Origin of the sequence: Streptomyces sp. NRRL F-2580, assembly GCF_000720115.1 — a bacterium.
GTDB lineage: Bacteria > Actinomycetota > Actinomycetes > Streptomycetales > Streptomycetaceae > Streptomyces.
This window is the reverse complement of sequence record NZ_JOIR01000028.1, coordinates 32,543-58,694: the sequence shown is the minus strand read 5'-3', so window position 1 is coordinate 58,694 and position 26,152 is coordinate 32,543. Positions and strand designations below refer to the sequence as shown.

The following is a 26,152-nucleotide window of genomic DNA, read 5'->3' as shown; positions in this document are numbered from 1 at the left end:
TTCGCGGCGGATGCTGCAATGAGAGCTGCAATGACAACAGGGCCGTGACCGGCCCCCCGATGCGTTCGTCCGGCCACGGCCGAGACGTCGAGCCACACGCGAGGAGCGCTCATGAGCGACGACATCGAAGACATGGGCCCCGTCGACTACCTGGTCGTCGAGTTCCCCGGAAACCGCCTGACGGGCGAGGCGTTCCCCCTGCTGATCGACCTGGTGGACCGGGGCATCGTCCACATCCTCGACCTCCGCTTCGTGCAAAAGGACGCCGACGGAACCGTCACCGCCCTGGAACTCACGGAGCTCGACGGTGAAGGGAACTCCTTCGGCCTGTCCGTCTTCGAAGGCGCGTCGTCCGAACTGCTCGGCCAAGAAGACCTCGACGAAGCGGGCAACGCCCTCCAGCCGGGCAACGCGGCCGCGATCCTCGTCTACGAGAACCGGTGGGCCGCCCCCTTCGCCCGGGCCCTGCGGCGCAGCGGCGCGCAGATGGTGGCGAGCGGCCGGATCCCCGTACAGGCCCTGCTCGCCTCCCTCGACGCCGAAGGAGACGCCGAAGGCGGCCCGCTGCCTCAGTGAGCACGAACGGGCCGCCCTCGGACGATCAGGTCCCCAGGATCCTGCTCTTCTGCTCGGCGAACTCCGCCTCGGTCAGGATTCCCTGCTCCTTCAGCGCTCCGAGTTCCTTGAGCTGGTCGATCTTGCTGCTCATGTCATCCGCCATCGCCGGAGCGGCAGCGGGGACGGGTGCGGGTGGGGCGGCGTACTGCTGCGGGGGTTGAGCGTACTGCTGCTGCGCAGCGGCTTGATCGTCCTGCGCTGCCCACCGGCCCGCCTGGCGCCGCGACACGCGGTTGGACACCGCCGTCGCCGTACCGGCGACCACCGCGGTGCGCGCTACTCCTCGAAGAAGACCCACGTCAATCTCCCTTGCTGCCGGGGCCGGCCCCGGCAGTCCGGCCGCCGGCCCTCCACTCCTTCCAGCATCGCACCTCGGCAGGCGACTCACCCGGTGGTGGCTCCCGTGGTGATCAGGTCCGCGAGCGCCGACAGGCCGGTCCCGGCCAGGGCCCGGCGCTGGCGGTCGGCCGAGGTGCCCTGCCGCAGGAGCCGGTGAAGGAGCGAACTCACCTCGCGGAAGTCGCCGTTCTCCTCAAGGGCGGGGCCGATGTGCCGCAGGAGCGCGCACACGACGTCCCCGCTGCTGCGCAGCCGGCCTTCCGGGTCCATCAACGTACTGCTCATCCCGTGCCGGGCCGCATGCCACGTCGCGGCCTGCAGGATCTCCGGCGGGCACAGCGCGGGTGCGGCCCCCGCCTTCTCCTCGGCGATCGCGGTGGCGGCGAGGCCGCGGACGACGCCGGCGAGCATGACCGCGTCGTCCGCCTCCAGCTGCACGTCGCAGCAGCGCACCTCGACGGTCGGGTAGCGCTCGGAGAGCCGGGCCTGCCAGTACAGCTGCCCCCGATCGGGGATCAGCCCGGATTCCACCAGCGCGTCGGCCCGGGCCTCGTAGTCCGCGAACCCCGCGAAGTGCGGGGGCGGGCCGCTGACCGGCCAGCGGCCGAAGATGATCGTGCGCCAGCTGGCGAAGCCGGTGTCCCGCCCGTCCCACAGGGGCCCGTTCGCGGACATCGCCAGCAGGGTCGGGAGCCAGACGCGCAGCCGGTTCAGGACGGCCACTCCGGTCTCCGGGTCGGGGATCCCCACGTGGACGTGCATGCCGCAGATCAGCTGCTCGTCGACGAGCACCCGGGCCTCTCCCCGCATCCTCAGATACCTCGCCGTGCTGGTGACGGGCACGGGGAGGACGTCCCGGACCGGCGCGGTGGCGGAGATCGCGATGCGGCAGCCGTTGGCCTGGGCGGCGGAGGCGACGGCGTGACGCAGCCGCAGGAGGTGGCCCCCCACCTCCTCCAGGCCCGTGCAGACGGGGGTGGCGACCTCGATCTGCGCCTGGAGCAGTTCGTCCTGGACCTCTCGCTCGTCCGCGATCGGCGTCAGGCTGGCCGTGGCACGCACCTCGTGCACGAGCGGTACGGGCAGGAGGGTCTCCGGGTCGACCAGCAGGTACTCCTCCTCGACCCCAACAGTGATCATGCTGGGTGGCTACCCCAAACCCGTCGTGATCACCCAGCTGAACGGGCATTTCGTCGTAATAGGGGAAAACCTGCCGCTCTTCGTGTCAGGGGCAGCTCGACTGCGGGTCGTCGTGGACCAGGGCGCAGATCATCTGCTCGCCGCGCCGGTGGTCCGGGTACGCCGCGAGCAGTTCGGCCTTGAAGTCGTTCCACTGGCGGGTGATCTCGGCGGTGGCCCCGGACACGGCGTGCTCGAAGTTGTCGCCGGTCTTCGAGCGGCGGGAGGCGGCGGTGTCCTTGTTCAGGGCCTGGTTGTGCGTGACACGGCCGGCGCAGTCGTCGTCCTTCACCCCGGTGGAGTCGAAATCGGAGTAGCAGCCGGTCGCGAGGTCCACGGGTATGCGGGCACGTGCCTCCCGGGTCCAGTCGGCGTCGCTCATGGCGCTGTACCGGCGGATGTCGAGGAAGGGGACGACATCGGTACGCGCCAGTCCGGGAGGGTCGGCGAGGCCGACCGGGCCGGGGGCGGCCCGGTCGGACCAGTTGGAGTGCGCGTAGAAGTCCTCGATCTGGTGCCACCCGCGGCCGAGCTGTTCCAGGACCTCGCACTTGGCCCGGTCGGACGTCTCCTTCCACGCGCAGTGCGAGGACAGGTCACTCTGGTCGGCCCGCACCTTGCCGTCCGCGTCGACGAGGCCGTCGGCCGCCCGGACCGCGTTCCGGAACCGGGCCACGGAGGTACGGACGCAGGCGAGGAGCTCGGTGGTGGCCTCGTCCCGGCTGCGGGGATAGTGCGGGACGTAGCGGGGGGCGAGGTAGTCGGCGTTGTCGCAGTGCAGGGGGCCGAGGAGGAAGTATCCGCCGTGGTCGTTGGCGTTGATCGCCCCGTCGCGGGCGTCGGCCATCTCGGACAGGGTGACCGGCTCCCAGGGCAGGGCCGCCCGGGTGATCTCCTCGTGGTTGCCGCCGGTGAACGCGAACGCGGGACCGGGCGGCGCGGCGGCCAAGGCGATCACGAAGGCGGCGGCGACGACCGCCCGGAGCGGGCCGGACGGCAGGCGGTGAGACACGCGATCACGACGCCCGGGACGCCGATCCCTTGCCCCGTGCCGGCCGCTTGGTCCGTGGCGGCGCGGCCCCGGTCCGGACGGTGGGCCACTTGAGTTCGAGCTCCAGCTCGATCTCCCCGTGGCCCACTTCGACCTCGATCTCGGTGCGGAGTTCGGCGGGGACCTGCAGGCTCAGCGTCCCGGAGCCGAATTCCAGCTCGACGTCGCCGCCCTGCCTCAGCGCCTCGGCGAGCGCGGAGAGCTGATCCGCGGCCTCGAGGCGGGACAGGGAACTCTTCTGCTCGAACTTGAGGTCACTCACGGACGTCTCCCATCCGCTGCCCCCCGACAGCTCTCGACGGCTAGGGAACGGTGGTGCCGGCGATCGCCGTGCCCTGCCTCAAGGCTGCGCCGCGGCCCGGGTCGCCGCACTCCGGACCGGCGGGCCGCGCCCCATGCGGGGTACGGGGCGAGGTCCTAGGGTTGAAACGAGGGAAAACCCGTGGTCACTCGGGAGGACGCGAGACAGGTCCACCGCGGGCCTGACCGCCGAGCAGTCGCAGCAGGACGCGCTGGTCGCGATCACCACTGGAACGGCGCGCGAACAGGGCGCCGTTCGAGTGCTGAGGACGCAGGTCCAGGCAGGAGCACACTGATGTCCCAGAGCACCACCGCCGCGATGCGCGCGGTGCCCGGCAGCACACCCCAGGAACGCGCGGCCCAGGGCAAGGAGGCCCGGAGCCGCTCGCCACGCTCGGGGCACGCCGTCCACCGGCCGTCTCCGGACCGGCCGGACCCGCTGGCCATCCTGGAGGAGCAGTCCGCCGCCCGGGTGCCCGAGCTGGTTCCGATCCGCTACGGCAGGATGCTCGAATCACCCTTCCGGTTCTACCGGGGGGCCGCCGCGATCATGGCCTCCGACCTGGCCGGCAGCCCCGACTCGGGGATCACGGTCCAGCTGTGCGGGGACGCGCACCTGCTGAACTTCAGGCTGCTGGCCTCTCCGGAGCGGCGGCTGATGTTCGACATCAACGACTTCGACGAGACCCTGCCGGGTCCCTGGGAGTGGGACGTCAAGCGGCTGTCGGCGAGCTTCGTCATCGCGGGCCGGGCGAACGGCTTCGACGACGCCGAGCGCGCGGGCATCGTGGGCGCCGGCGTGCGCTCGTACCGCGAGGCGATGCGCGGCTTCGCCGGCATGGGCAACCTCGACGTGTGGTACGCGAAGATCGACGCGGACCGCCTGGAGGACCTCGCCTCGAACCGGCTCGACAAGGGCGGACGGAAGAAACTGGCCCGTGCCCTGTCGAAGGCCCGTACGCGCGACACGCTGCAGGCCTTCGACAAACTCACGGAGCTGATCGACGGCCGACCGCACATCGCGGCGGACCCCCCGCTGCTGGTGCCGCTCGCGGAACTGCTGCCGGACGTCGAGCGCACCGAGCTGGAGGGCCGGTTCCAACGCCTGATCGAAACCTACGGCCTCACGATGGCGAGCGACCGGAGGGTGCTCTTGGAGGACTACCGGCTGGTGGACATGGCCCGCAAGGTGGTCGGCGTCGGCAGCGTCGGAACCCGCTGCTGGATCCTGCTGCTGCTCGGCCGCGACGGCCGGGACCCGCTCTTCCTGCAGGCCAAGGAAGCCGACACCTCCGTGCTCGCCGCCTACCTCGGCGCGAGCCGCTACCGCAACCAGGGCGAGCGCGTCGTCTCGGGGCAGCGGCTGATGCAGGCGGCGAGCGACATGTTCCTGGGCTGGGAGCGGGTGGACGGGATCGACGGCAGACAGCGCGACTTCTACATCCGGCAGCTGCGCGACTGGAAGGGGATCGCCATGCCGGAGACGATGTCGCCCGCGCAGCTGGCGACGTTCGCCGAGGTGTGCGGCCTCACCCTCGCCCGTGCGCACGCGCGGTCGGGCGACCGGATCGCGATCGCCTCGTACCTGGGCCGCGGCGAGGCCTTCGACCGGGCGCTCGTCACCTTCGCCGAGGCGTACGCCGATCAGAACGAACGCGACCACCAAGCCCTGGTCGACGCGGTGCGCGCGGGCCGGCTGCCGGCGGAGGAACTTCCGGCGGACTGACCGCGCGCCACCGGGCACCGCGCCACCGGGACCCCTTGACGGCACGTCAGGTGGTCCCGGCCGCCTTGGCGCCGCCCGGGTCCGCGGGCGGCTGCTCGGCGAGCGGAGCGGGCGGATGGGCCGTACCGGCCGGGAGCAGCTCGGTCGTGGTGAAGGAGATCACGGCCGCGAGGATGGCGATCGGAATCATCGCGGAGCTGCCCAGCAGCAGCACCACCAGGACCACGCTGCTGACCGGCAGCCGCATGACGGCCGCGGTGGCCGCCGCCATGCCCGCCGCCATGGCCGGTACGGCGCCCAGCCCGGGCAGGGGAGCCACGAGGACGCCGGCCGCCGCTCCGAGGAAGACCGCGGGGAAGATGGCGCCGCCGCGCAGGCTGCCCAGACAGAGGGCGTAGGCGGCGGTCTTGAAGAGCAGGACGGCGATCAGCGCGCCGACGGCCCAGGCGTGCGGGTCGGCGGCCAGTTCGCCGAGGGCGGCCTGGCCCGAGAGGGCGACGTCCGCGGGCGAGCGGCCGGTGATCAGGGCGTAGAGGGCGGCGCAGAACGCGGCGCCCAGCGCGCACAGGACGGTGCGGGGGAGCACCTGGGCGGAGACGAACGCCGCCACCCGCCGGCCCACTTCCAGGACCGGGTTCAGCAGCACGGCGAGGACGAGGGCGATGAGTACGGTCCACATCACGTCCGGTGCGTCCAGGGACGGCAGGGGCATGGGCATGGGCAGCGTGAGGCTGAGGCTGCCGGTCTCCAGCCCGGTCCACTTGCCCAAGCCCGTGAAGACGAGGGCCCCGATCCCGCTGGAGAGCAGGGCGGGGAGCATGACCGCGAAGAGCTGGGGGCCGCCGATCCCCGACACCTCGATGAGGAGTACGGCGGCGATCAGCGGGTTGCCGAAGATCGCCGCGATGGCCGCGGCCGCACCGGCCGCGCCGAGCAGCGCGGTGGTCTGCGGGGTCGCCGGGGTCCGTGTGAGGTCCCGGAAGAGCAGGGCCAGGCCGCCGCCGAGGGCGATCAGGGGCGCCTCCGGTCCCAGCACCGCGCCCAGCGGCAGGCTCGCGACCGCGGCGAGCACCACGCCCGGCAGCGCGGCCGGGTGCGTCGCGCCGGCGTGCAGGCCGCCCGCGGGGATGTGGCCGCCCCCGCCGGTCATGTGGGCGGCGACCAGGCCGACGACCACACCGGCGACCAGCAGCAGGGGCAGCGGCCACCACCACGGGGCCGTGTCCCAGCCCAGATGGTGCGGAATCTCCGCCCAGAAGACGTGCTGCAGTTCGTGGAGTCCGACGAGGAACCAGAACGCGATGAGCGACACCGGAATGCCGATGAGGGCCGAGTACACAAGGATGACGAGGTAGCCCGGGGCGCGAAGGATCTCACGCAGCCGGTCCGCCTCCTTCGGCTGACCGGTGCCAACGGGTTGAGGACTCGGCTCCGTCATGGAATTCCTCTTCCTGACACCTGACCGCCGGCCGCACTGCCCCACGGGACAGCCACCAGTGGTGTGGTGCCGACGGCGCCCCCTGCGCCGCCGGCCGGACGCCGCCACCCGGGCGGCCGAACCTCTCGTCTCGATGATCCGCCCGCCCGCCGCTCTTCGCCGCCGGAGAGCGGCGACCCCGGGGCGGGCTCCGTCCGGACATGCGAAGCTCCCGGCCGGATGCTGCAATGGCTCTGGCCCGTCCAGGCCCCGCCGCGCCCCCGCCGGACGCGGTGACCCGGTCCGCTCCGGTCCACCCGCACTCCCTGGGAGATGAGCGAACATGCCCGGAACCCTTCGTGGCCCGAGACGGACGTGCGGCGCCGAGACGGGACCCGGCGGATGACGGCGCCCGATCCGCACCCCGCGGGGCCCGGCGGGACCACACAGCCCGAAGAGGCGGACCGGCTGCGCGAACTCCTGCGCAGCGCCGGCTATCTCAAGGCGCTCGTGTTCTGCGCCCTCATCGGCGTTCCGGTGTCGCTGGTGGCCTTCTGGTTCCTGGTCGGTCTCCACGAGCTGGAACACCTGATGTGGAGCGGTCTGCCGGAGTCCCTGGGGTGGGACGCCCCGCCGTGGTGGTGGCCGTTGCCGCTGCTGCTCGTCGCCGGCGTGACCGTCGGGCTCGTGGTCACCCGCATGCCCGGCGGGGGCGGCCACATCCCCGCCTCGGGACTCCACACGGGCGGAGTCTCGCCCGGAGCCCTGCCCGGCGTGATCCTCGCCGCGCTGCTCAGCCTCCCTCTCGGCGCCACGCTCGGACCGGAGGCCCCGTTGATCGCCCTCGGCGGCGGCCTGGCGCTGCTCTTCAGGGATCTGGCGCAGGTGCCGGCGAGCGCCCAGAGCACGGTGCTCCTCGGTGCGGCGGGCGCGGCGGCGGCCGTCGCGGTGATCTTCGGAAGCCCGCTGATCGCGGGGGTCCTGCTGATCGAGGTGGCCGGGGTCGGCGGGCCCCAGCTGTTCGCGGTCATGCTCCCCGCGCTGCTGTCGAGCGGGGTGGGCTCCCTCGTGTTCACCGGCTTCGGACGCTGGACCGGTCTCGACGCGCCCAGCCTCTCCGTGAAGGTGGGCGTGCCCCTTCCGCGGCTCGACCCCGGGGACGTGCTCTGGTCCATCCCGATGGCCGTGGCCATCGGCTTTTGCATGCACCTGATCATGCGAGGGGGCCGGTCGACCGCGCGGTTCGTCGCGAAGCGTCCCCTCGCCCACACGACCCTGTGCGCCCTGGCGGCCGGCGTCTGCGCCGCCGTGTACGCGCTCACCACCGGCCGCTCGCCCGCGAACGTGGCGTCTTCCGGCCAGGAGACGCTGAGCGGGATGGCGGCCGATCCGTCGGCCTGGGGGGTCGGGGCCCTGATCGCCGTGGTGCTCTGCACGGGCGTCGCCTACGCCCTGTGCCTGGGCAGCCTGCGCGGCGGCCCCGTGTTCCCGTCGCTGTTCCTGGGCTGCGCGGTGGGTGTGCTGCTCGCGCCCCTGCCGGGCCTCGGGGTCGTACCGGGAATGGCCATCGGCATGGCGGCCGCGACGACCAGCGCCCTGCGGCTGCCGGTCAGCAGCATCGTGCTCGTCGTCCTGGTGCTCGGCAGCGTGGCCATGACCCCTGTGGTGATCCTCGCGTCCGTCGTGGCCTTCGTGACGATCCAGTTGCTGCCGCCCGGACCCGCCGTTCCACCGGTGGGCAAGGCGGCCAAGCCGCCGACCGCGCGTCCCCCCGCCGCCGGTGCGTCGTCCGGCTCCTCATGAAGGAGGCCGTATGGCACGGCACCACGTGACGGTGCCCGCATCCGTGGTGCTCGTGACGGGCGTGGCGGGTTCCGGGAAGACCACCGTGGGGGTGCTGCTGGCCGACCGGCTCGGCTGGGCCTTCCAGGACGCGGACGACCTTCACACGGCGGCGAACCGGGCCAGGATGGCGGCCGGCGAGGCCCTGTCCGACGAGGACAGACGCCCGTGGCTGGCCGCGGTCGCGGCATGGATCGACCGCCGGATCGCGGCGCGCGAACCCGCCGTCGTGGCCTGCTCCGCCCTCAAGCGCGCCTACCGCGACCAGCTGGCCGGGGGACGGCCCGACGTACGACTGGTCCATCTGCACGGCTCACGGCAGCTCATCCGGGCCCGGCTCCAGTCCCGGCACGGCCACTTCTTCCCCGCACGGCTGATGGACAGCCAGTTCGCCGACCTCCAGGAGCCGGAGCCCGACGAGGACGCCTGCGTGGTGGACATCGACCAGCCCCCGGAAGCCGTCGTCGAAGCCGTCGTCGCTCAACTCCGCGCCGCAGCGACCGAGGTACCGCACATGCCCCCCACGGCATCAGGAGAACAGTGGCGGCTACGCCACGGCCCGCATACGGCGGTGGTCGTCGAGCTGGGCGGCGCCCTGCGCCACTATGACGTGGGCGGGCGGCCGCTCCTCGACGGATTCGCCGCCGACGAGGGGATCACCGGCGGCCGCGGACAGCTCCTCGTTCCCTGGCCGAACCGGATCGCCGGCGGACGCTACCGGTTCGGCGGCCAGGACCTGCAACTCCCGCTGACCGAGCCGGAGAACGGCAACGCGATCCACGGACTCCTCCGATGGGTCCCGTGGCGGCTGCTCGACCGCAGCGAGAACGCCGTCACGGTGGGCACCACCCTCTTCCCGCAGCCGGGATACCTGTACCGGCTGGAGGTCCGTGCCGAATACCGGCTGGGTCCGGAGGGGCTCGACACCACCGTCACCTCCACCAACCCGGGGGACACCGCCGCGCCCTACGGCGTGGGCCAGCACCCCTATCTGACCGTGGGCACCGACCTGGTGGACACCGCCCTGCTGACCGTGCCGGCCCGCTACCGGCTCGGCAGCGACGTGCACGGCCTGCCGACAGGGGAGGAGCCGGTCGAGGGCACGGCGTACGACTTCCGCACCGCCAGGCCCATCGGCGAGCAGCACCTGGACACCGCGTACACCGGGCTCGACAGGGATCCCGCCGGCCACTGCACGGTGCGGCTCGCGCACCCCTCGGGGCATCACGGCATCGACGTACGGCTCATCGAGGGCATCCGGTACGTGCAGGTGTACACCGGGGACACGCTGTCCGAGCCCGGGCGGCGCCGGCGCGGTGTCGCCATCGAGCCCATGTCCTGCCCGGCCGACGCCTTCCGCAGCGGCACGGCGCTCACCGTCCTGCGACCGGGCGACAGCCATGTCCTGCGCTGGGTCCTGGCCCCGTGGGGATCCCGGTGACCCCGGGCAGCGGGCCGTCGTCGACGCCGCAACGCATGACCGCCGGCGCCTTCCGCGCGTTGTACGGGGAGCTGCGCGAGCGCAGCCCCCGCGCCCCCGACGACCGGCGCGGTGCGCTCGGCCACCTGACGCCCGAGCGCGTCGTGGCCGCCGCCGCCGAGGTCCGCTCCGGACGTACGGTGTCGCTCGCCGCGCCCATCGAGACCCTGCCCGGCCCGGACAATCCCGAACCGGCGCGCCACCGGATGATCGCGCCCGCCGACGGTGAGACCGGTGCGAGCGGCGGCGACGCGCTGCACTTCGCCCGCGACCGGTTCGCGATGAACGTGCACGGGGACGCGGACAGCCATCTCGACGCGCTGTGCCACGTCGTGTTCGACGGGGAGCTCTACAACGGCGTGCCGGCGAGCAGTGTGACGTCCCACGGCGCCGGCACGCTCTCCGTCGAGGCCGTCCGGGACGGCATCGTCGGCCGTGGCGTGCTCCTGGACGTTCCGCGGCTGCGGGGCGTGCCGTGGCTGGAGCCCGGCGACCACGTGAGCGCCGCCGACCTGACCGGGGCGGAGGAGGCCCAAGGGGTCCGGGTCCGGCCGGGCGACCTGCTGTTCGTACGGGTGGGGCATCGACCGAGGCGCCAGGAGCGCGGGGCGTGGAACGCCGCGCGGGCCCGGGCCGGCCTTCATCCCACGGCCGTACGTTTCCTGGCCGAGCGGCAGGTCGCCGCGCTGGGCTCGGACGGCAACAACGACACCGCCCCCAGCGCGGTGGCCGGGGTCGACTTCCCCGTGCACGTGCTGGCGGTGCACGCCATGGGACTGCACCTGATGGACTACCTCCAGTTCGAGGAGCTGACCGCGGCGTGCGCCCGCGCGGGCCGGTGGTCGTTCCTGTGCGTGGTGGCGCCGCTCAGACTTCCCGCGGCCACCGGCTCGCCCGTGAACCCGATCGCCGTGCTGTGACGGCCGGCTGCGCGCGCCCCGTCCGGTCGCCGTCCCCGGGAACGAGGGATACGTTCGAAGAGGTGGGGTGGCTGCCGCGTCCCGGCAGCGCGCAGAGAGAGGGCCGGTGACAGGGCGGGCCCGCGAGCGCAAGGACGGTGGTCGCCGTGGGCGACTTCCCGCACTACGACGTCGTCATCATCGGTTCGGGCGCCGGCGGCGGCACGCTCGCCCACCGGCTCGCCCCCTCCGGGAAGCGGGTGCTCATCCTCGAACGCGGTGACTACCTCCCCCGCGAGCGGGACAACTGGGACTCCACCGCCGTGTTCGTGAAGGGCAAGTACCGGGCTCCGGAGTTCTGGCTGGACAAGCACGGCGACCAGTTCCCGCCCGAGGTCAACTACTACGTCGGGGGGAACACCAAGTTCTACGGCGCGGCCCTGTTCCGGCTGCGGCCCGAGGACTTCGCGGAACTCCGCCACCACGACGGGGTGTCGCCGGCCTGGCCGATCCGGTACGAGGACCTGGAGCCCTACTACTCGGAGGCCGAGCACCTCTACCTGGTCCACGGACGCCACGGTGAGGACCCGTGGGAAGGGTCGTACAGCGCCCAGTACGCCCATCCGCCGGTCGAACACGAGCCGCGCATCCAGCAGTTGAGCGACGACCTGGAGAAGCGCGGTCTGCACCCCTTCCACCTGCCCATCGGCGTCGACCTGACCCAGGACGAGCACGGGCGGGCCACCAGCAGCAGCGTCTGTATCCGCTGCGACCGCGTGGACGGCTTCCCCTGCCTGGTGCGCGGCAAGTCGGACGCCCAGGTGATCTGCGTGGAACCGGCCCTGCGGCACCCGAACGTCGAGATGGTCACCAACGCGCGGGTGGTCCGGCTGGAGACCGATCCGACCGGACGCACCGTCAGCAGGGTCGTGACCCGGAACGAGGACGGGGCGGAGGCCTCGTACGCCGCGGACATCGTGGTCGTCGCCTGCGGGGCGGTCAACTCCGCGGCGCTCCTGCTGGCCTCGGCCAACGACCGTCACCCGCGCGGGCTGGCGAACAGCTCCGACGTGGTCGGCCGGCACTACATGCGCCACAACAACCTCGCGCTGATGGCCCTTTCGAAGGAGCCCAACGACACCAAGTTCCAGAAGACCCTGGCCCTGCACGACTGGTACCTCGGCGCCGACGACTGGGACTACCCGCTGGGCGGCATCCAGATGCTCGGCAAGTCGGACGCCGACCAGATCCACGGCGAGGCGCCCCGCTGGGCGGGTGCCGTGGCCCCCGACATGCCCTTCGAGGTCATGGCCCACCACGCGGTCGACTTCTGGCTGTGCGGCGAGGACCTTCCCCTCCCCGACAGCCGGGTCACCCTCGAAGGAGACGGCACCATCCGGCTCGTGCTCGACGAGAAGAACAACATCGAGGGGCTCAAGCGCCTGCGGCACAAGCTCCAGGGCATGCTCAGCCATCTGGGGATGCACGAGCACCAGCTCCTGACGCGCAGCATCTACCTCCACAAGGGCATGCCGATCGGCGCCACGGCGCACCAGGCCGGCACCGTACGGTTCGGCGACGACCCGGCCACCTCAGCCCTGGACGTGAACTGCAAGGCGCACGATCTCGACAACCTGTACGTGGTCGACACGAGCTTCTTCCCGAGCATCGGCGCGGTCAATCCGTCCCTCACGGCGATCGCGAACGCCCTGCGGGTGGGCGACCACCTCGTGGAGCGGCTGGGCTGACCCCGCGGTTCCTCCGACCGGGGGGTGATGCTCGGCCGCGTGGCCCAAGGGCACGCCGCCCGGGCCGCCGATCCGCGACGAGGGTGCTTCCGTGGCGTTCGGACCCCGCCGGACCGCGGTCCGGCGGACCGGACCGGGCATGCGAGGAGGCAGTCGATCGTGAGTCCCACCGAGGGCGTACCGCGGGGCGTGATCCCCGCCCACCTGCTCAAGGGCCAGAAGGCGCTGGTCACCGGCGCCAACAGCGGGATCGGCAAGGCCACGGCCATCGGCCTGGGCCGGGCCGGCGCCGACGTCGTCGTGAACTACGTGGCCGGCAAGGAGGAGGCCGAGAAGGTGGTCGAGGAGATCACCTCGTTCGGCGTGCGCGCCGCCGCGTACGAGGCGGACGTGTCCCAGGAGGACCAGGTCGTGGCCATGACGGACCGGATGGTCCGGGAGTTCGGCACGATCGACATCCTGGTCGCCAACGCCGGGCTGCAGCGCGACGCCCCGTTCGAGGAGATGACGCTCGCCCAGTGGCAGAAGGTGCTCGACGTCAACCTCACGGGCCAGTTCCTCTGCGCCCGTGAAGCGACGAAGGAGTTCCTGCGGCGCGGGGTCGTCCCGGAGGTGTCCCGCGCGGCCGGAAAGATCATCTGCATGAGCTCCGTCCACCAGATCATCCCCTGGGCGGGACACGCCAACTACGCGTCCTCCAAGGGCGGCGTGCACATGCTGATGACGACCCTGGCCCAGGAACTCGCGCCCAAGAAGATCCGCGTGAACGCGATCGCGCCCGGAGCCATCAAGACACCGATCAACAAGGACGCGTGGGAGACGGCGGAGGCCCGGGAGGACCTGCTCCGGCTGATCCCGTACGACCGCATCGGCGATCCCGAGGACATCGCGTACGCGGCCGTGGCCCTCGCCTCCGACCTCATGGACTACGTCGTGGGCACCACGCTCTACGTCGACGGCGGGATGACCCTCTTCCCCGGCTTCGCCACCGGCGGCTGACGCTCCCCCGACCGCCGTCCCGAGCGCCGAAGGACCGCATGCACATCACGCTCCACCTGCTGGCGGCGGACGCCCCCGCCCAACTGCTCCCGGCCAGGGAGCTCATGGCGTTCACCCTCGCCTCCCACATCATCCTCGTGCCGATGGGCGTGGCGCTGCCGCTCATCACCCTGGTCATGCACTCCATCGGCCTGCGCAGGAACGACGCCACGGCCCTGCTGCTGGCCCGGCGATGGTCGGCCGTGATGGCCGTGCAGTTCGCGATCGGCGTCGTCACCGGAACCGTACTGTCGTTCGAGTTCGGCCTGCTCTGGCCCGGGCTGATGGGCAAGTGGGGCGATGTCTTCGGCATCGGTTTCGGCGTCGAGGCCTGGGCGTTCTTCCTGGAAGCCGTGCTCATCGCCATCTACCTGTACGGCTGGCGCCGGCTGAAGCCGCGCACCCACTTCCTGCTCGGGCTGCCGCTGCCGGTCACGGCGCTCCTGGGGGCCTTCGGCATCCTCGCGGCCAACGCGTGGATGAACACGCCCCGGGGGTTCTCCCTCGACTCCCAGGGCAAGCCGGTCGACGTGAACGTCTGGAAGGCCGTCTTCACCCCCATGTTCGGGCCGCAGTACTGGCACTTCGTCGTGGCGATGCTGCTGACCGCGGGCTACGTCGTGGCGGGCGTCTACGCCGTCGGATGGCTGCGGGGCCGCCGGGACCGCTACCACCGGCTCGGCTTCACGGTCCCCTTCACCCTCGCCGCGGTGGCCACACCGGTCCAGTTCTTCCTGGGCGACTCGATCACCCGGCAGGTGTTCCAGAAGCAGCCCGTGAAGTTCGCCGCGACGGAGATCGTCTGGAAGACCGACAGCCACGTTCCCGAGTACCTCTACGGCCGCCTCCACCCGGACGGATCGATCTCCGGCGGCATCAAGTTCCCCCAGCTGGACTCCATCCTGGCCGGGTTCAGCCCGGACACCGTGGTGACGGGGCTCTCCTCCGTACCGGCGAGCGACCGCCCGAACGCCACCCAGGCCACGATCGCCCACTGGGCCTTCGACACCATGGTCGTGGCCGGCAGCCTGCTCCTGCTCCTCGCCCTGTGGTACGGCCTCGTCTGGCTGCGCCACCGCCGGCTGCCCGACTCCAAGTGGTTCTTCCGCGGCGCCGCCTGCGCCGGCGTCGGCTCCGTCATCGCCGTCGAATGCGGCTGGATCACGACCGAGGTGGGGCGCCAGCCCTGGATCGTCTACCAGAACATGCGCGTCGCGGAGGCCGTGACCTCCACCCGCTCCACCACCCTCTGGATCATGTTCGGCCTGGTGATCGTGGTGTACGTGTTCATCTTCGGGGCGTTCCTCACGGTCCTGCTGAAGATGCGCGACCGGTGGCGACTGGCCGACGCCGAGACGAGCGGGCGGCCGGACGGGCGGCCGGTGGACGCACCCGAGGCGGTCACCCCCTACGGTCCGCGCCCGGCCGTCCCGGCCGGCGACGCCCCGTCCTCGGGAGACGGCGACTCCACTGCCTCCCGGGGAGGTGACGCGTGATGGCCGAGTTCGTCGCCTTCGTCCTGCTGCTGGCCGTGGCCGCGTACGCCTGCGGTGGCGGGACCGACTACGGGGCGGGCTTCTGGGACCTGACGGCCGGCGGAACCGAGCGCGGCAAGCGCCCCCGATGGCTGATCGACCACGCCATGGCACCCGTCTGGGAGGTCAACAACGTCTGGCTGATCTTCGTCCTCATCCTCATGTGGACCGGATTCCCCGTGCTCTTCCAGACGGTGTTCACCGCGATGTGGCTGCCCTTCGCGCTGGCCGCCCTCGGCATGGTCCTGCGCGGCGCCGGATTCGCCCTGCGCAAACCCAGCCGCCGGCTGGCCCGGCGGCGCCTCTACGGCGCCGTGTTCGCCATCGCCTCCCTACTGACCCCCTTCTGCCTCGGGGCGGCCGTCGGCGCCATCGCCTCCGGCCGGATCGCACCGGGAACCGAGGCCTCGGCGCACGCCTGGGCCACCCCCGCGTCCCTCCTGTTCGGGCTGCTCACCGTCGCCGGGACCGCACTCCTCGGCGCCGTGTTCCTGACCGCCGACGCCAAGCGCTTCGACGCACCCGACCTGGTCGGCTACTTCCGGCTCCGCGCCCTCGCCGCTCTCGTCGCGGTCGCCCTGACGGCCGTCGGCGTCCTCCTCGTCACCCGCGGCGACGCCCCCCACGTCTGGCACGGGCTGACCCACGGTGCGGGGCTCGCCCTCGCGATCGTGTCCGCGGTGTTCTTCGTCGCCACGGGACTGCTCGTGCTGCGGGGACAGACGCACTGGGCCCGCTTCAGCGCCGTCGGGATCGTCGGCGCGGCCGTCTTCGCCTGGGGGCTCGCGCAGCGCCCCTACCTCATCCCCACCTCCCTGTCGGTGGCGGACGCCGCGGGCGATTCCCAGACGCTGCTCTGGCTGTCGGTGGTCAGCCTCGTCGCCCTGCTGTTCGTCCTCCCGGCCGTCTTCTTCCTCTACTGGCTGGACACCCATGGCGAGCTGGAGCCCCTCACCGACGCCGACCTGCGACCGACCGGCCCCCTGCGCGGGGACGCGGTCGACGGCGACTGAGTCCACCGTCGCGCCCGCGGGGCGAGGAAGGAGACCGCTGTGAGCGAGGACGACATCCTCCTCGGCATCGCCCTGGTCGTGGCGCTGGCCGCCGCCTGCCAGATCCTCGCCGGAAGGCTCCGCGTCCCCGCGCTGATCCTGCTGCTGCCGGTCGGCTTCGCCGCGGGCGCCCTGACCGACGTCGTCCACCCGGACCAGCTCGTCGGGGAGGACTTCTCCGCCCTCGTGTCCCTGTCCGTGGCGGTGATCCTCTACGACGCCGGTCTCGGCCTCGACCTGCGCAACCTCACCGGCGACACCCGCGCGATCGTGGGCAGGCTGCTCCTCTTCGGTGTGGCCTTCACCTTCCTGGCCGTCTGCGCGGTCGGCCCGGTCCTGTTCGGCATGTCGCTCAGGGTGGCCGCGATGGTCGGCATGATCCTCGTCGTGTCGGGGCCCACGGTCGTGGGGCCCCTGCTCCAGTACGTGCGGCCGACGGACAAGGTGCGGCGCCTGCTGATCTGGGAAGGGACACTGACCGACCCCATCGGCGCCATCCTCGGGGCACTCGTCTTCCACGCCATCGACACGACGAACCGGATCGACATCGGCCGCGGCTACCAGATCGGCCAGTTCCTCATCAGCATGGCCGTCGGCCTCGTCGGCGGAGCCGTGGGCGTCGCACTGCTGTGGCTGACCCTGCGCGTGCTGCGGCTCGGCGAGACGCTCGGCACCCTGGCGCAACTGGCCACGGTGATCGCCGTGTCGGCGGGCTGCGACATCGTCCGCGACGACACCGGGCTCATCGCCGCGATCGTCACCGGCATGGCCGCGGCCAACATCCGGGGCTTCGACATGCCCGCGCGCCGGCCCTTCTTCGAGACACTGGTCCAGCTGATCATCGGGCTGCTGTTCATCTCCATCTCGGCCAGCGTCACCCCGGCCTCCCTGGTCCCCGTGCTCCTTCCCACCCTGGCCCTCGTCGCGTTCCTGGTCCTGGTGGTACGGCCGCTCGTGGCCTTCGTCGCCACCATGGGCAAGGACATGACCCCGGGGGAACGGGCGTTCGCGGGATGGATGGCTCCGCGCGGCATCGTCGCGGCCTCCACCGCGGCGGCCTTCGCCGCCGGCCTCGTCCAATTGGGGCTGCGCGGCGCCTCCAAGATCCTTCCCATCACCTTCCTCGTGATCGTCTCGACGGTCGTGCTGTACGCCCTGACCGCCGGCCCCGTGGCCCGGCGGCTCGGCGTCGCCCGGCCGAACCTCACACGGCCGCTGCTCGTGGGCGGAGCCCCGTGGACGATCGCGCTGGGCACGGCCCTGCGGTCGACGGGGCTGGACGTACAGATGTGGGCGGGAATGGGCGAGGAACGTGAACGGATCAAGGACGCCGGGATCAAACTGGCCAGAGGAGACCTGCTGGCCACGGCCACCAACCCCCGGGCCCGGCTGGAGGGGGTCAACGCCGTCTTCCTGCTCACGGACGACGACGACTTCAACGCGCTCGCCTCGGTGGTGGTCCAGGACAACGTCGAGGGGCCGGTCTACCGGGTGGGACCTCCCCACGAGAGCCACGGCGTCGTCGCGCCCTACACGGGCGGCGCCATCCTGTTCGGCGGCTCACTCGTCAGGCACGTCCTGGCGACACGCTACGAACAGGGCGCCCGGTTCCTCGTCCAGCCGGCCTCCGACCCGGTCCCGCGGGGACACGAAACGCTGTTCCTGGTCAGCGCCGAAGGCCGCCTGGACCCGGTGGACGCGACCCAGCCCCCGACCCCGCAAAAGGGCGACGTCGTCGTCCTGCTCGGCCCCGTCCCGGAGACCTAGGCCGAATCCCCGAGCGCCGTTTTCTACAAGACCCGTCCTGGGGTCCGCCCTCAGACTCATGCCGAGTTCGCCAACCGCCGGCCGGTCGAGTCGGTGGCACACCTCCACGTCAAAGGGGACAAGGCATGCGTATGACGAGGAACCTTGCAGGCATTGCCGGCGGTATCGCGCTGACCGGCGGTCTGCTGGTCGGGGGCGCGGGAACCGCGAGTGCGGCGGCGTCGGACTGCCCCTCGGGCTACTTCTGCGTCTGGTCCGGATCGAACTACACCGGCCAGCGGCAGCAGGTCGCCGGGACCAACGCCAGCCTGACCCAGTACGCGGTGTTCCAGAACTTCAAGTCCTGGTACAACCACGGCGCTTCCTGTGACTTCAAGGCGTACTCGGGAACCAACTACTCCGGCAGCAGCACCATTGTCGCCAAGGGGGCCAAGGGCTCCGGCGGCCAGAGCTACTACTTCAAGTCCAACAACTGGGTCAACTGCCGCTGACCGGCCCAGGCGCAAGGACTGCGCTCGACCGGGCCTCCCGGCTGCCCGGGGGTGCCGGGAGGCCCTAGCCGCCGCTCCGCGCCATGCGGTTCAGGGTCTCGTCCAGGGTGATGGCCGCGTCGATGAGCGCAAGGTGGGTGAACGCCTGCGGGAAGTTGCCGAGCTGGCGGCCCGTCAGGGCGATCTCCTCGGAGTACAGGCCCAGGTGGTTGGCGTACGTCATCATCTTCTCGAGTACCAGCCTGGCCTGATCGGCCCGCCCGGCGCGGGCCAGCGCGTCGACGTACATGAAGGTGCACAGGGAGAAGGTTCCCTCGTTGCCGCGCAGGCCGTCGGGCGATGCCTCGGGGTTGTAGCGGTAGACCAGGCTGTCGGTGACCAGCTCGCGGTCCATCGCATCCAAAGTGGACTGCCACATCGGGTCGTCGGGCGTGATGAACCCCACGGTCGGCATCCGCAGCAGTGCGGAGTCGAGCACATCGCTGCCGTAGTGCTGCACGAAGGCCTTGCGGTCGGGGTCCCAGCCCTTCGCCAGGATCTGCTCGTAGATGTTGTCGCGCTCGGCGGCCCAGCGGCCGCTTTCGGCCGGTCGGCCGTGGGCGACCGCCAGCCGCAGCGCGCGGTCGAACGCGACCCACGACATCACCCGGCCGTACGTGAAGTGCTTGCGCCCGCCCCGGGTCTCCCACAGTCCCTCACCGGCCTGGTCCCAGTGGTCCACGAGCCACTCCAGCAGGGTGCGCAGCGAGGTCCAGCCGTGGATGTCCAGGTGGATGCCGTGCTGGTGGGCGAAGGAGATGCTGTCGAGCGCCTCGCCGTAGATGTCCAGCTGCAACTGCGTCGCCGCGCCGTTGCCGATGCGCACCGGGGCGGACCGCTGGTACCCCTCCCAGTGGTCCAGGGTCTCCTCGTAGAGGTCGGAGGAACCGTCCACCCGGTACATGATGTTCAGCGGCCCCGAGTCGCCGTCGCTGCCGGCCTTCTCCTTCACCCGGTCGCCCAGCCAGGCGATGAACGCCCGCGCCTCCTCCGTGAACCCCAGTCCCAGCAGGGCGTACACGGAGAAGGACGCGTCCCGGATCCAGGTGAACCGGTAGTCCCAGTTGCGCTCGCCGCCCAACTGCTCCGGCAGACCGGCCGTCGGGGCCGCCACCAGGGCCCCGCTGGGTGCGTACGTCATCAGCTTCAGCGTGATGGCGGAGCGCTCCACCATCTCGCGCCAGCGGCCCGAGTACCGGGACTGGTGGAGCCACGAGCGCCAGAACTGCCGGGTTTCGGCGAACAGTTCCTGGAACTCGGCGACGCGGATCTCGCGCGGCGGCCCCTCCGCGGCCGACTCCATGACCAGCCCACGCTGTTGCCCGGCCTCCAGCGGAAGCGTGACGCGCAGGTCGTGATCGCCGGTGAGGGTGTGCACCACCCGTTCGTCCTCGGGCTCGCGCACCACGCTGAGCGTGAGCTCCAGATCGTCCGAGGCGAACACCGCCCCGTTCTCGGTGAGGCGCAGGGTGTGGGGCTTGCGCCCGTAGTCGAACCGTGGGGCGATGTCGATCCGGAACGTCATGCTGCCGCGGACGCACCGGAGCATGCGGACCAGGCGGTGGTGGTCCGTGGCCGTCCTTCCGGTCACCGGCATGAAGTCGACCACCTCGCCGGCACCGGCCTCGGTCATGAACCGCGTCACGAGGATCGCGGTGTCCGGCAGGTACAGCTGCTTCGTGGTGTACGTCTCGTCCGTCGGTCTGACCGTGAAATGGCCGCCCTTCTCCCAGTCGAGAAGAGCTCCGAACACACTGGGCGAATCGAAGCGCGGGCAGCAGAACCAGTCGATGGTTCCCTCGGTGGTCACCAGCGCCGCGGTCTGCAGATCACCGATCAGGCCGTGGTTCTCGATCAGCGGGTAGTCAGCCATGGGAGGACCCTTCCGACGCCACTCCCTCAGCTTAGGCGCGGCGTTCCCGGTGGGCCCGCCGGGAACGCCGCGCCCCTGCACCCGCCGGTGAACGGCTCTAGTATGAGAACCACGAGCCGGATGTTCAGGCGGGAGCGGACGATGATCTCCTGGGCGGCACGCTTCCGGTTGATGCAGTACGTCAAGGCGAGCCTGTGGATCATCCCTCTGATCGGACTCCTGCTGGGAGCCCTGCTCGCCGAGTGGGCCGCCGGAGTGGAGGGCGCGGGCTGGTGGCCGGACAGTTGGCGGTACTCCGCGTCGACGGCGAGCAGTGTGCTCAGCTCCGTCGTCGGAGCCATGGTCGCGCTGCTCGGGTTCGTCGTGACCATCGGCGTCCTCGTCGTCCAGCAGGCCACCGGAACGCTGTCCCCGCGCTACATGCGCCTGTGGTACCGCGACCGACTCCAGAAGGCGGTACTGGCCACGTTCGCCGGGACGTTCGCGTACGCCTTCTCCCTCTTGCGCAGGATCGAGTCCGACATGGTCCCCGACCTGGGAGTGACCCTGTCCGGCGTGGCCGTCTCCCTCAGCCTCGTGCTTCTGCTGATCTACCTCAACCGGTTCACCCACAACCTCCGGCCCGTGGCCATCGCCGACCTGGTGGGGCGCCTGGGGGAGAAGGTGCTCCTGCGCGCGACGGAACGCATCCACCACTCCTCGGCCCACGACGGGTCCACCCCGCCGTCCGCCGGTCCGGTGACCCTCATCCGGTCCGAACGGGGCGGAGTCATCCAGGCGTTCGACGCGGCGGGACTGATCGCCACCGCCGTCCGCCACGACTGCGTCCTCGTACTGGCCCACCAGGTCGGCGACTTCGTACCGCCCGGCACCTCGCTCGTCGAGGCCCACGGGTGCGCGCGGGCGCCGGACCCGCGGCGGCTGACCGGGCTCGTCGCCCTCGGCACCGAGCGCACCATCGAGCAGGATCCCGCCTTCGCCCTGCGCGTCCTCGTCGACATCGCCATCCGCGCCCTCTCGCCCGCCGTGAACGACCCCACGACCGCCGTACAGGTGCTCAACCACATCGACACGTTCCTGCACGTGGTCGGCCGGGCCCGGCTCCGCGGCCGCTACGTGCTCGCCGACGGCGAGGGCCGGCCCCGGCTGGTGGTGGAGGGCCGCGGCTGGGAGGACTACCTGGAGCTCGGCGTCACCGAGATCCGGGAGTACGGGGCCACGTCCCTCCAGGTGTGCAGGCGGCTCCGCGCACTGCTGGACGACCTCCTCGAAACCCTGCCGGACGAGCGGCTGCCGGCGGTACGCGCGGAGCTCGCCCTCCTCGACGAAGCCGTCCGGCGGGCGTTCACCGACCCCGCCCGCCGCGCCGCCGCGCGCACGGCCGACCGACAGGGCCTCGGCGGCGGGGCGCGTCCCGAGATCGCTCCCTGATGAGGAAGGTGGTGTCCGTGAGCCGGATGGTGTCGTTGTGCACTGCCGGGGGCGCCATGCTCGCGGTGGTACTGGCCGGTGTCGCACAGCCGCAGGCATACGCGACCGGCGACGACCGCGAGGAGCGCAGCGCGGACGTTCTCCGGGAGTTGGTGCCTTCTCCCGACGGCCCGGGCTGTGCGGCAGCCGTCGGCGTACGGGGAAGCGTCGTCTGGGAGGCGGGGAGAGGGAGGCCGATCTGACGACCGGGCGCGCCATCACCTCGAAGACGGTCTTCGACATGGCCTCCAACTCCAAGCAGTTCACCGCGGACGCCGTCCTCCTGCTGGCCGGGCGGCACCGACTCGCGCTGGACGACCCCCTGTCCGCATTCCTCGACGATCCGCCCGCCTGGACGCGGAAGGTCACGCTGGGCGACATGATGCGTCACACCAGCGGCATCACCGACTACCAGGACCTGTTGGAGGCCAAGGGCATCGAGCTGACGGATCCGGCCGGGCAGAAGGAAGCGATCGAGGCCATCCTCGCCTCGCAGCCGGAGGATCCGCCGGGCAGGCGATTCTCCAACTCCAACTCCAACTACGTCCTCTTGGCGCTGTCGTCGAGAGGGTCACCGGCCAGCTGTTCCCGGCCTTCCTCCAACAGGAATTCTTCACTTCGCTGCACCTGCGCATGAGGTTGTCCCCGGGGGTGGACGTTCCCGGCAAGGCGAAGTCGTACGACGAGAAGGACGGCTCGTTCACTCCCAATTCCTTCCCTTGGAGACAGTACGGAGACGGCTCCGTCCAGACCACCCCCGGAGAATTCGTCCGCTGGGCCGACCATTACCGCACCGGTCGCATAGGCGGAACGGAACTGCTCACCGGAGTCACGGAGGGAGCCGTGAGCGTGGGCGACGTCCGGCGCGGGCGCGGCATCGAGGAAGGGCGGTACATGGACATCGTTGGCTGGGGAGAGCTGACCGGAGACGCGAATCGTTGTAGGCTCCGATGACCGCCCTTGACCTGCGTGAAGCAGGCAGGGAGCAGACATATCGGGAGTATTCGCATGCTTCGCACCATGTTCAAGTCCAAGATCCATCGGGCCACCGTCACCCAGGCCGACCTGCACTACGTCGGCTCCGTGACCATCGACGCCGATCTGCTGGACGCGGCGGATCTGCTGCCCGGGGAGCTTGTCCACATCGTGGACATCACCAACGGCGCCCGGCTGGAGACCTACGTCATCGAGGGCGAGCGCGGGTCCGGGGTCATCGGGATCAACGGGGCCGCGGCCCATCTGGTGCACCCCGGGGACCTGGTCATCCTCATCAGCTACGCACAGGTCGAGGACGCTGAGGCCCGGGCGCTGAAGCCCCGCGTCGTGCACGTGGACGGCGACAACCGGATCGTCGAGCTGGGCGCGGATCCCTCCGCCCCGGTGCCGGGTACGGATCAGGAGCGCAGCCCCCACGCGGTGGCTGTCTGACGGGGGTCGGGGACCATGCCGCAGAGCCAGAGCACACCGATCGAGTTCCAGGACGAGCGCGAGGCCGGGCGGCTGCTCGCCGTGGAGGACGGGGCGGTGGTCGGATACATCGCCTACTTCGTGCTCGCGGAGGCGCCTCACGCCCTGGTGGCGGTGCACACCGTCGTCGAGCCCGCCCACGAGGGCCGGGGCATCGCCGGGGGGCTGGTGCGGACCTTCTACGGGATGGCCGCCGCCGAGGGCGTGCCCGTGGTGCCGCTCTGCCCGTACGCGGCGAGCTGGGCCGCCAAGCACCCCGACCAGGCGCCCGAGCCGGCCGCCGAGGTCGTGGCGGCGGCCAAGGCGCAGCTCGACGCCGACTCCGACCTCTGGTGACGGGCCCGGGCCTGGTCCTGCTGCACACCTCGCCCGTGCACGTCCCGGTCTTCGACGCGCTGCGCGACCGGCGCCACCCGGGGGCCGTGCTGCGGCACCTGGTGGCGCCGGAGCTGCTGGAACGGGCCCGCGCCGAAGGGCCCGGGGCGGTGGCTCCGGCCCTCCTGGCCCTGCTGGCCGCCGCGGGGCCCGCGCCCGTGCTCGTCACCTGCTCGACCATCGGCGCGACCGCGGAGTCGCTGGCTCCGCAGCTCGGTGCCCCCGTGCTGCGCGTGGACCGGCCGATGGCGGCCGCGGCGGTGCGCACGGGCGCGCGGATCGCCGTACTGGCCGCCCTGGAGTCCACGCTCGCCCCGACGGCCGGGCTGCTGGCCGACGAGGCGGGCGAGCGGCGCGTGTCCGTCCGTACGCACCTGGTCGCCGGGGCCTGGGAGCGCTTCGAGGCGGGGGACACGGCGGGGTACCTGGCCCGCGTGGCCGCGGCCGCCGACGCCGTCACCGGCGCGGACGTCATCGTGCTCGCCCAGGCCTCGATGGCCGGGGCCGCCGGCCTGACCACGAACCCGGTCCCGGTGCTGTCCAGCCCGGCCCCGGGCCTGGCCGCCGGTCTGGCGCTGCGTACGGCGGCGCCGTAGCGGGCGTACCCGCCGCGATCGCGGGAAACTGAACAACATGGGACGAAACCTAGAGCAGACGCAGCCGCCGGTCCCGGGGCCCGGGCCGTTCCCCGACCCCGACCCCGAGCCCATGCCGCGGCCCGTGCCGCCGGTGCCCGGACCGGTACCCGAGCCGGACCCGGTCCCCCCGCCTCCGGGACCCGCGCCGATCCCCCAGCCCGGGCCCCTCAGCTAGGCCCTGTCCGGGCCTGGTGCAGGGCGTCAGTCCGTGCGGACCTCCGAGCGGACGCCGCTCCAGAGGGTGTGGAACGAGCCCTCGCGGTCGGTCCGCCGGTAGGTGTGCGCGCCGAAGAAGTCCCGCTGCCCCTGGGTGAGGGCCGCCGGCAGCCGCTCGGCGCGCAGGGCGTCGTAGTACGCGAGGGAGGCCGCGAACGCCGGGACCGGGATGCCCTGGCCCACGGCGGCCGTGATCACCGCGCGCCAGTCCTGCTGCGCCGCGCCGATCTCGTCCGCGAAGCCCGGGTCGGCCAGCAGGCTCGGAAGGTCCGGGCGGGCGTCGTACGCCGCCCGGATCCGGTCGAGGAACGCGGCCCGGATGATGCAGCCGCCGCGCCACAGCGAGGCCATCGCGCCCAGGTCCACGCCCCAGCCGTACTCCTCGCTGCCCGCGCGGATCTGGTGGAAGCCCTGGGTGTACGAGACGATCTTCGACGCGTACAGCGCCTGCTCCACCTGCGCGGCGAAGGCCTCCGCCGCCTCCGGCGCGAGCGCGGCGGCGGTCGGGCCCGCCAGCCCGCGGGCGGCCGTCCGCAGGTCCGCGTGGCCGGAGACGGCCCGGGCGAAGACCGCCTCGGCGATCCCCGACACCGGCACCCCCAGGTCCAGGGCGATCTGCACGGTCCAGCGGCCGGTGCCCTTCTGCTCGGCCGCGTCGGCCACGACGTCGACGAACGGGCGGCCGGTCGCGGCGTCCGTGTGCGCGAGCACCTCCGCCGTGATCTCGATCAGGTACGAGTCCAGGCGTCCCCGGTTCCAGCCCCGGAAGGTCTCCGCGATCTGCGCGGGGGAGTAGCCCGCGACCTCGCGCAGCAGGTGGTAGGCCTCGGCGATCAGCTGCATGTCGGCGTACTCGATGCCGTTGTGCACCATCTTGACGAAGTGTCCGGCGCCGTCGGGCCCCACGTGCGAGGTGCACGGCGTACCGTCTTCGGCCTTCGCGGAGATCTTCTCCAGCAGCGGGCCGAGTGACGCCCACGACTCCTCCGAGCCGCCGGGCATGATGCTCGGGCCGAGGAGCGCGCCCTCCTCGCCGCCGGAGATGCCCACGCCCACGAAGTGGATGCCCTGCTCGCGCAGTTCCCTCTCGCGGCGCCGGGTGTCCTCGAAGTGGGCGTTGCCGCCGTCGATGATGACGTCGCCCTCCTCCAGGAGCGGGGCGAACTCGTGGATCACGGCGTCGGTCGGCTCCCCGGCCTTCACCATGATCACGATGCGGCGGGGACGCTCCAGCGCGTCGACGAACTCCTTCGCCGACCCGGCGGCCACGAAGGCGCCCTCGTGCCCGAATTCCTCCACCAGGGCCGTGGTCTTGGCGGCGGTCCGGTTGTGTACGGCCACCGTGAATCCGTTGCGGGCGAAGTTCCTGGCGAGGTTGCTGCCCATGACGGCGAGCCCGGTGACGCCGATCTGGGCTGTGCTGGTGCTCATCGTTGCGCTCCTGCGTGCTTCGGTGTGCTTCCGTGTGCGGGACCGCCGACGCTACCGCCACGCGGCCGCCCGTGGATCACCTGACGGGCAACACACCGTCAAGTACCGGTGCCGACCGCCCCGTTGCGCCCCTTGTCATGCCCTGTTCGCAACGTTAAGTT

Annotated in this window: 25 protein-coding genes; 18 read left to right on the top strand and 7 right to left on the bottom strand. The window is 71.8% G+C overall.

What is annotated here, in order from left to right; genetic code table 11:
- The first annotated feature begins 111 nt into the window (after positions 1–111).
- Positions 112–576 carry a DUF6325 family protein gene (locus tag IF88_RS0126625; protein WP_199808140.1) on the top strand — a complete coding sequence of 155 codons (465 nt, stop codon included), beginning with the start codon at positions 112–114 and terminating at the stop codon, positions 574–576.
- Positions 577–601: 25 nt separating this feature from the next.
- Here IF88_RS0126625 and IF88_RS0126620 read toward each other — a convergent pair whose 3' ends face one another.
- From IF88_RS0126620 to IF88_RS0126605, 4 genes are all read right to left on the bottom strand, one after another.
- Positions 602–916 carry an SHOCT domain-containing protein gene (locus IF88_RS0126620; RefSeq protein ID WP_030717603.1) on the bottom strand — a complete coding sequence of 105 codons (315 nt, stop codon included), beginning with the start codon at positions 914–916 and terminating at the stop codon, positions 602–604.
- An 86-nt stretch (positions 917–1,002) separates the two neighbouring features.
- Positions 1,003–2,097 (bottom strand): carboxylate-amine ligase, encoded by a 1,095-nt coding sequence (locus IF88_RS0126615; RefSeq protein ID WP_030717602.1) that lies wholly within the window; start codon positions 2,095–2,097, stop codon positions 1,003–1,005.
- An 85-nt stretch (positions 2,098–2,182) separates the two neighbouring features.
- Entirely contained in the window at positions 2,183–3,148 is a 966-nt protein-coding gene (locus IF88_RS0126610) for a hypothetical protein (protein WP_030717601.1), read from the bottom strand.
- 4 nt (positions 3,149–3,152) lie between these two features.
- Entirely contained in the window at positions 3,153–3,449 is a 297-nt protein-coding gene (locus IF88_RS0126605; protein WP_030717600.1) for an amphi-Trp domain-containing protein, read from the bottom strand.
- Positions 3,450–3,782: 333 nt separating this feature from the next.
- Between IF88_RS0126605 and IF88_RS0126600 the strand changes: the two genes are divergently transcribed.
- Positions 3,783–5,213 carry a DUF2252 domain-containing protein gene (locus IF88_RS0126600; RefSeq protein ID WP_030717599.1) on the top strand — a complete coding sequence of 477 codons (1,431 nt, stop codon included), beginning with the start codon at positions 3,783–3,785 and terminating at the stop codon, positions 5,211–5,213.
- A gap of 46 nt (positions 5,214–5,259) precedes the next feature.
- On the opposite strand, the gene IF88_RS0126595 is transcribed toward IF88_RS0126600, so the two are convergent.
- Positions 5,260–6,651 (bottom strand): chloride channel protein, encoded by a 1,392-nt coding sequence (locus tag IF88_RS0126595; protein WP_030717596.1) that lies wholly within the window; start codon positions 6,649–6,651, stop codon positions 5,260–5,262.
- A gap of 381 nt (positions 6,652–7,032) precedes the next feature.
- On the opposite strand from IF88_RS0126595, the gene IF88_RS0126590 reads away from it, so the two are divergent.
- The 9 genes from IF88_RS0126590 to IF88_RS0126550 all read left to right on the top strand — a co-directional run bounded on the left by IF88_RS0126590 (position 7,033) and on the right by IF88_RS0126550 (position 18,482).
- Positions 7,033–8,433, top strand: coding sequence for a chloride channel protein (locus IF88_RS0126590; protein WP_051837599.1), 1,401 nt, complete (start codon positions 7,033–7,035; stop codon positions 8,431–8,433).
- A gap of 10 nt (positions 8,434–8,443) precedes the next feature.
- On the top strand, positions 8,444–9,913 hold the full coding sequence (locus IF88_RS44165; RefSeq protein WP_078893159.1) for a gluconokinase, GntK/IdnK-type: 1,470 nt from the start codon (positions 8,444–8,446) through the stop codon (positions 9,911–9,913).
- Between the two features lie 35 nt (positions 9,914–9,948).
- Complete coding sequence (locus IF88_RS0126580; protein WP_030717588.1) at positions 9,949–10,872, top strand: cyclase family protein; 924 nt, start codon at positions 9,949–9,951, stop codon at positions 10,870–10,872.
- A gap of 146 nt (positions 10,873–11,018) precedes the next feature.
- On the top strand, positions 11,019–12,599 hold the full coding sequence (locus IF88_RS0126575) for a GMC oxidoreductase (RefSeq protein ID WP_030717585.1): 1,581 nt from the start codon (positions 11,019–11,021) through the stop codon (positions 12,597–12,599).
- A gap of 159 nt (positions 12,600–12,758) precedes the next feature.
- Entirely contained in the window at positions 12,759–13,598 is an 840-nt protein-coding gene (locus IF88_RS0126570; RefSeq protein WP_234323708.1) for an SDR family oxidoreductase, read from the top strand.
- A gap of 38 nt (positions 13,599–13,636) precedes the next feature.
- Positions 13,637–15,133: a cytochrome ubiquinol oxidase subunit I gene (locus IF88_RS0126565; RefSeq protein ID WP_030717581.1), complete on the top strand. Its 1,497-nt coding sequence runs from the start codon at positions 13,637–13,639 to the stop codon at positions 15,131–15,133.
- Positions 15,133–16,185: a cytochrome d ubiquinol oxidase subunit II gene (locus IF88_RS0126560; RefSeq protein WP_051837597.1), complete on the top strand. Its 1,053-nt coding sequence runs from the start codon at positions 15,133–15,135 to the stop codon at positions 16,183–16,185. Before IF88_RS0126565 ends, IF88_RS0126560 begins: the two co-directional genes overlap by 1 nt.
- A 39-nt stretch (positions 16,186–16,224) precedes the next feature.
- On the top strand, positions 16,225–17,991 hold the full coding sequence (locus tag IF88_RS0126555) for a cation:proton antiporter (protein WP_030717577.1): 1,767 nt from the start codon (positions 16,225–16,227) through the stop codon (positions 17,989–17,991).
- Positions 17,992–18,116: 125 nt separating this feature from the next.
- The gene (locus IF88_RS0126550) at positions 18,117–18,482 is read left to right on the top strand and encodes a peptidase inhibitor family I36 protein (protein ID WP_030717572.1); all 366 of its coding nucleotides are present in this window, start codon (positions 18,117–18,119) and stop codon (positions 18,480–18,482) included.
- Positions 18,483–18,546: 64 nt separating this feature from the next.
- Here the strand turns inward: IF88_RS0126550 and IF88_RS0126545 are convergent, their stop codons facing one another.
- On the bottom strand, positions 18,547–20,394 hold the full coding sequence (locus IF88_RS0126545; RefSeq protein WP_030717569.1) for a glycoside hydrolase family 15 protein: 1,848 nt from the start codon (positions 20,392–20,394) through the stop codon (positions 18,547–18,549).
- Between the two features lie 102 nt (positions 20,395–20,496).
- On the opposite strand from IF88_RS0126545, the gene IF88_RS0126540 reads away from it, so the two are divergent.
- From IF88_RS0126540 to IF88_RS0126520, 7 genes are read left to right on the top strand one after another with little or no spacing between them, the layout of a single operon-like run.
- Positions 20,497–21,825 carry a DUF2254 domain-containing protein gene (locus IF88_RS0126540; protein ID WP_234323707.1) on the top strand — a complete coding sequence of 443 codons (1,329 nt, stop codon included), beginning with the start codon at positions 20,497–20,499 and terminating at the stop codon, positions 21,823–21,825.
- A complete protein-coding gene (locus IF88_RS48280) occupies positions 21,825–22,067 on the top strand; it encodes a hypothetical protein (protein ID WP_051837596.1) in 243 nt (80 codons plus the stop codon). Before IF88_RS0126540 ends, IF88_RS48280 begins: the two co-directional genes overlap by 1 nt.
- Positions 22,001–22,501 carry a serine hydrolase domain-containing protein gene (locus tag IF88_RS44160; protein WP_234323717.1) on the top strand — a complete coding sequence of 167 codons (501 nt, stop codon included), beginning with the start codon at positions 22,001–22,003 and terminating at the stop codon, positions 22,499–22,501. The genes IF88_RS48280 and IF88_RS44160 overlap by 67 nt, the downstream gene beginning before the upstream one ends.
- Positions 22,498–22,818 (top strand): hypothetical protein, encoded by a 321-nt coding sequence (locus IF88_RS42345; protein ID WP_051837592.1) that lies wholly within the window; start codon positions 22,498–22,500, stop codon positions 22,816–22,818. Before IF88_RS44160 ends, IF88_RS42345 begins: the two co-directional genes overlap by 4 nt.
- A gap of 54 nt (positions 22,819–22,872) precedes the next feature.
- A complete protein-coding gene (gene panD, locus IF88_RS0126530) occupies positions 22,873–23,292 on the top strand; it encodes an aspartate 1-decarboxylase (RefSeq protein ID WP_030717564.1) in 420 nt (139 codons plus the stop codon).
- A gap of 15 nt (positions 23,293–23,307) precedes the next feature.
- A complete protein-coding gene (locus IF88_RS0126525; RefSeq protein ID WP_030717560.1) occupies positions 23,308–23,667 on the top strand; it encodes a GNAT family N-acetyltransferase in 360 nt (119 codons plus the stop codon).
- Positions 23,664–24,302, top strand: coding sequence for an aspartate/glutamate racemase family protein (locus tag IF88_RS0126520; RefSeq protein ID WP_234323706.1), 639 nt, complete (start codon positions 23,664–23,666; stop codon positions 24,300–24,302). The genes IF88_RS0126525 and IF88_RS0126520 overlap by 4 nt, the downstream gene beginning before the upstream one ends.
- Positions 24,303–24,545: 243 nt before the next feature.
- On the opposite strand, the gene gndA is transcribed toward IF88_RS0126520, so the two are convergent.
- Positions 24,546–25,991, bottom strand: coding sequence for an NADP-dependent phosphogluconate dehydrogenase (gene gndA / locus IF88_RS0126515; protein ID WP_030717554.1), 1,446 nt, complete (start codon positions 25,989–25,991; stop codon positions 24,546–24,548).
- Positions 25,992–26,152 lie beyond the last annotated feature (161 nt).

Excerpts from the sequence above, each read along its gene's own strand:
- IF88_RS0126625 (WP_199808140.1), top strand. The coding sequence starts at position 112 with ATGAGCGACGACATCGAAGACATGGGCCCCGTCGACTACCTGGTCGTC.
- IF88_RS0126615 (WP_030717602.1), bottom strand. The coding sequence starts at position 2,097 with ATGATCACTGTTGGGGTCGAGGAGGAGTACCTGCTGGTCGACCCGGAG.
- IF88_RS0126600 (WP_030717599.1), top strand. The coding sequence starts at position 3,783 with ATGTCCCAGAGCACCACCGCCGCGATGCGCGCGGTGCCCGGCAGCACA.
- IF88_RS0126595 (WP_030717596.1), bottom strand. The coding sequence starts at position 6,651 with ATGACGGAGCCGAGTCCTCAACCCGTTGGCACCGGTCAGCCGAAGGAG.
- IF88_RS0126590 (WP_051837599.1), top strand. The coding sequence starts at position 7,033 with ATGACGGCGCCCGATCCGCACCCCGCGGGGCCCGGCGGGACCACACAG.
- IF88_RS44165 (WP_078893159.1), top strand. The coding sequence starts at position 8,444 with ATGGCACGGCACCACGTGACGGTGCCCGCATCCGTGGTGCTCGTGACG.
- IF88_RS0126580 (WP_030717588.1), top strand. The coding sequence starts at position 9,949 with ATGACCGCCGGCGCCTTCCGCGCGTTGTACGGGGAGCTGCGCGAGCGC.
- IF88_RS0126565 (WP_030717581.1), top strand. The coding sequence starts at position 13,637 with ATGCACATCACGCTCCACCTGCTGGCGGCGGACGCCCCCGCCCAACTG.
- IF88_RS0126560 (WP_051837597.1), top strand. The coding sequence starts at position 15,133 with ATGGCCGAGTTCGTCGCCTTCGTCCTGCTGCTGGCCGTGGCCGCGTAC.
- IF88_RS0126550 (WP_030717572.1), top strand. The coding sequence starts at position 18,117 with ATGCGTATGACGAGGAACCTTGCAGGCATTGCCGGCGGTATCGCGCTG.
- IF88_RS0126545 (WP_030717569.1), bottom strand. The coding sequence starts at position 20,394 with ATGGCTGACTACCCGCTGATCGAGAACCACGGCCTGATCGGTGATCTG.
- IF88_RS0126540 (WP_234323707.1), top strand. The coding sequence starts at position 20,497 with ATGAGAACCACGAGCCGGATGTTCAGGCGGGAGCGGACGATGATCTCC.
- IF88_RS48280 (WP_051837596.1), top strand. The coding sequence starts at position 21,825 with ATGAGGAAGGTGGTGTCCGTGAGCCGGATGGTGTCGTTGTGCACTGCC.
- IF88_RS42345 (WP_051837592.1), top strand. The coding sequence starts at position 22,498 with ATGAGGTTGTCCCCGGGGGTGGACGTTCCCGGCAAGGCGAAGTCGTAC.
- panD (WP_030717564.1), top strand. The coding sequence starts at position 22,873 with ATGCTTCGCACCATGTTCAAGTCCAAGATCCATCGGGCCACCGTCACC.
- IF88_RS0126525 (WP_030717560.1), top strand. The coding sequence starts at position 23,308 with ATGCCGCAGAGCCAGAGCACACCGATCGAGTTCCAGGACGAGCGCGAG.
- gndA (WP_030717554.1), bottom strand. The coding sequence starts at position 25,991 with ATGAGCACCAGCACAGCCCAGATCGGCGTCACCGGGCTCGCCGTCATG.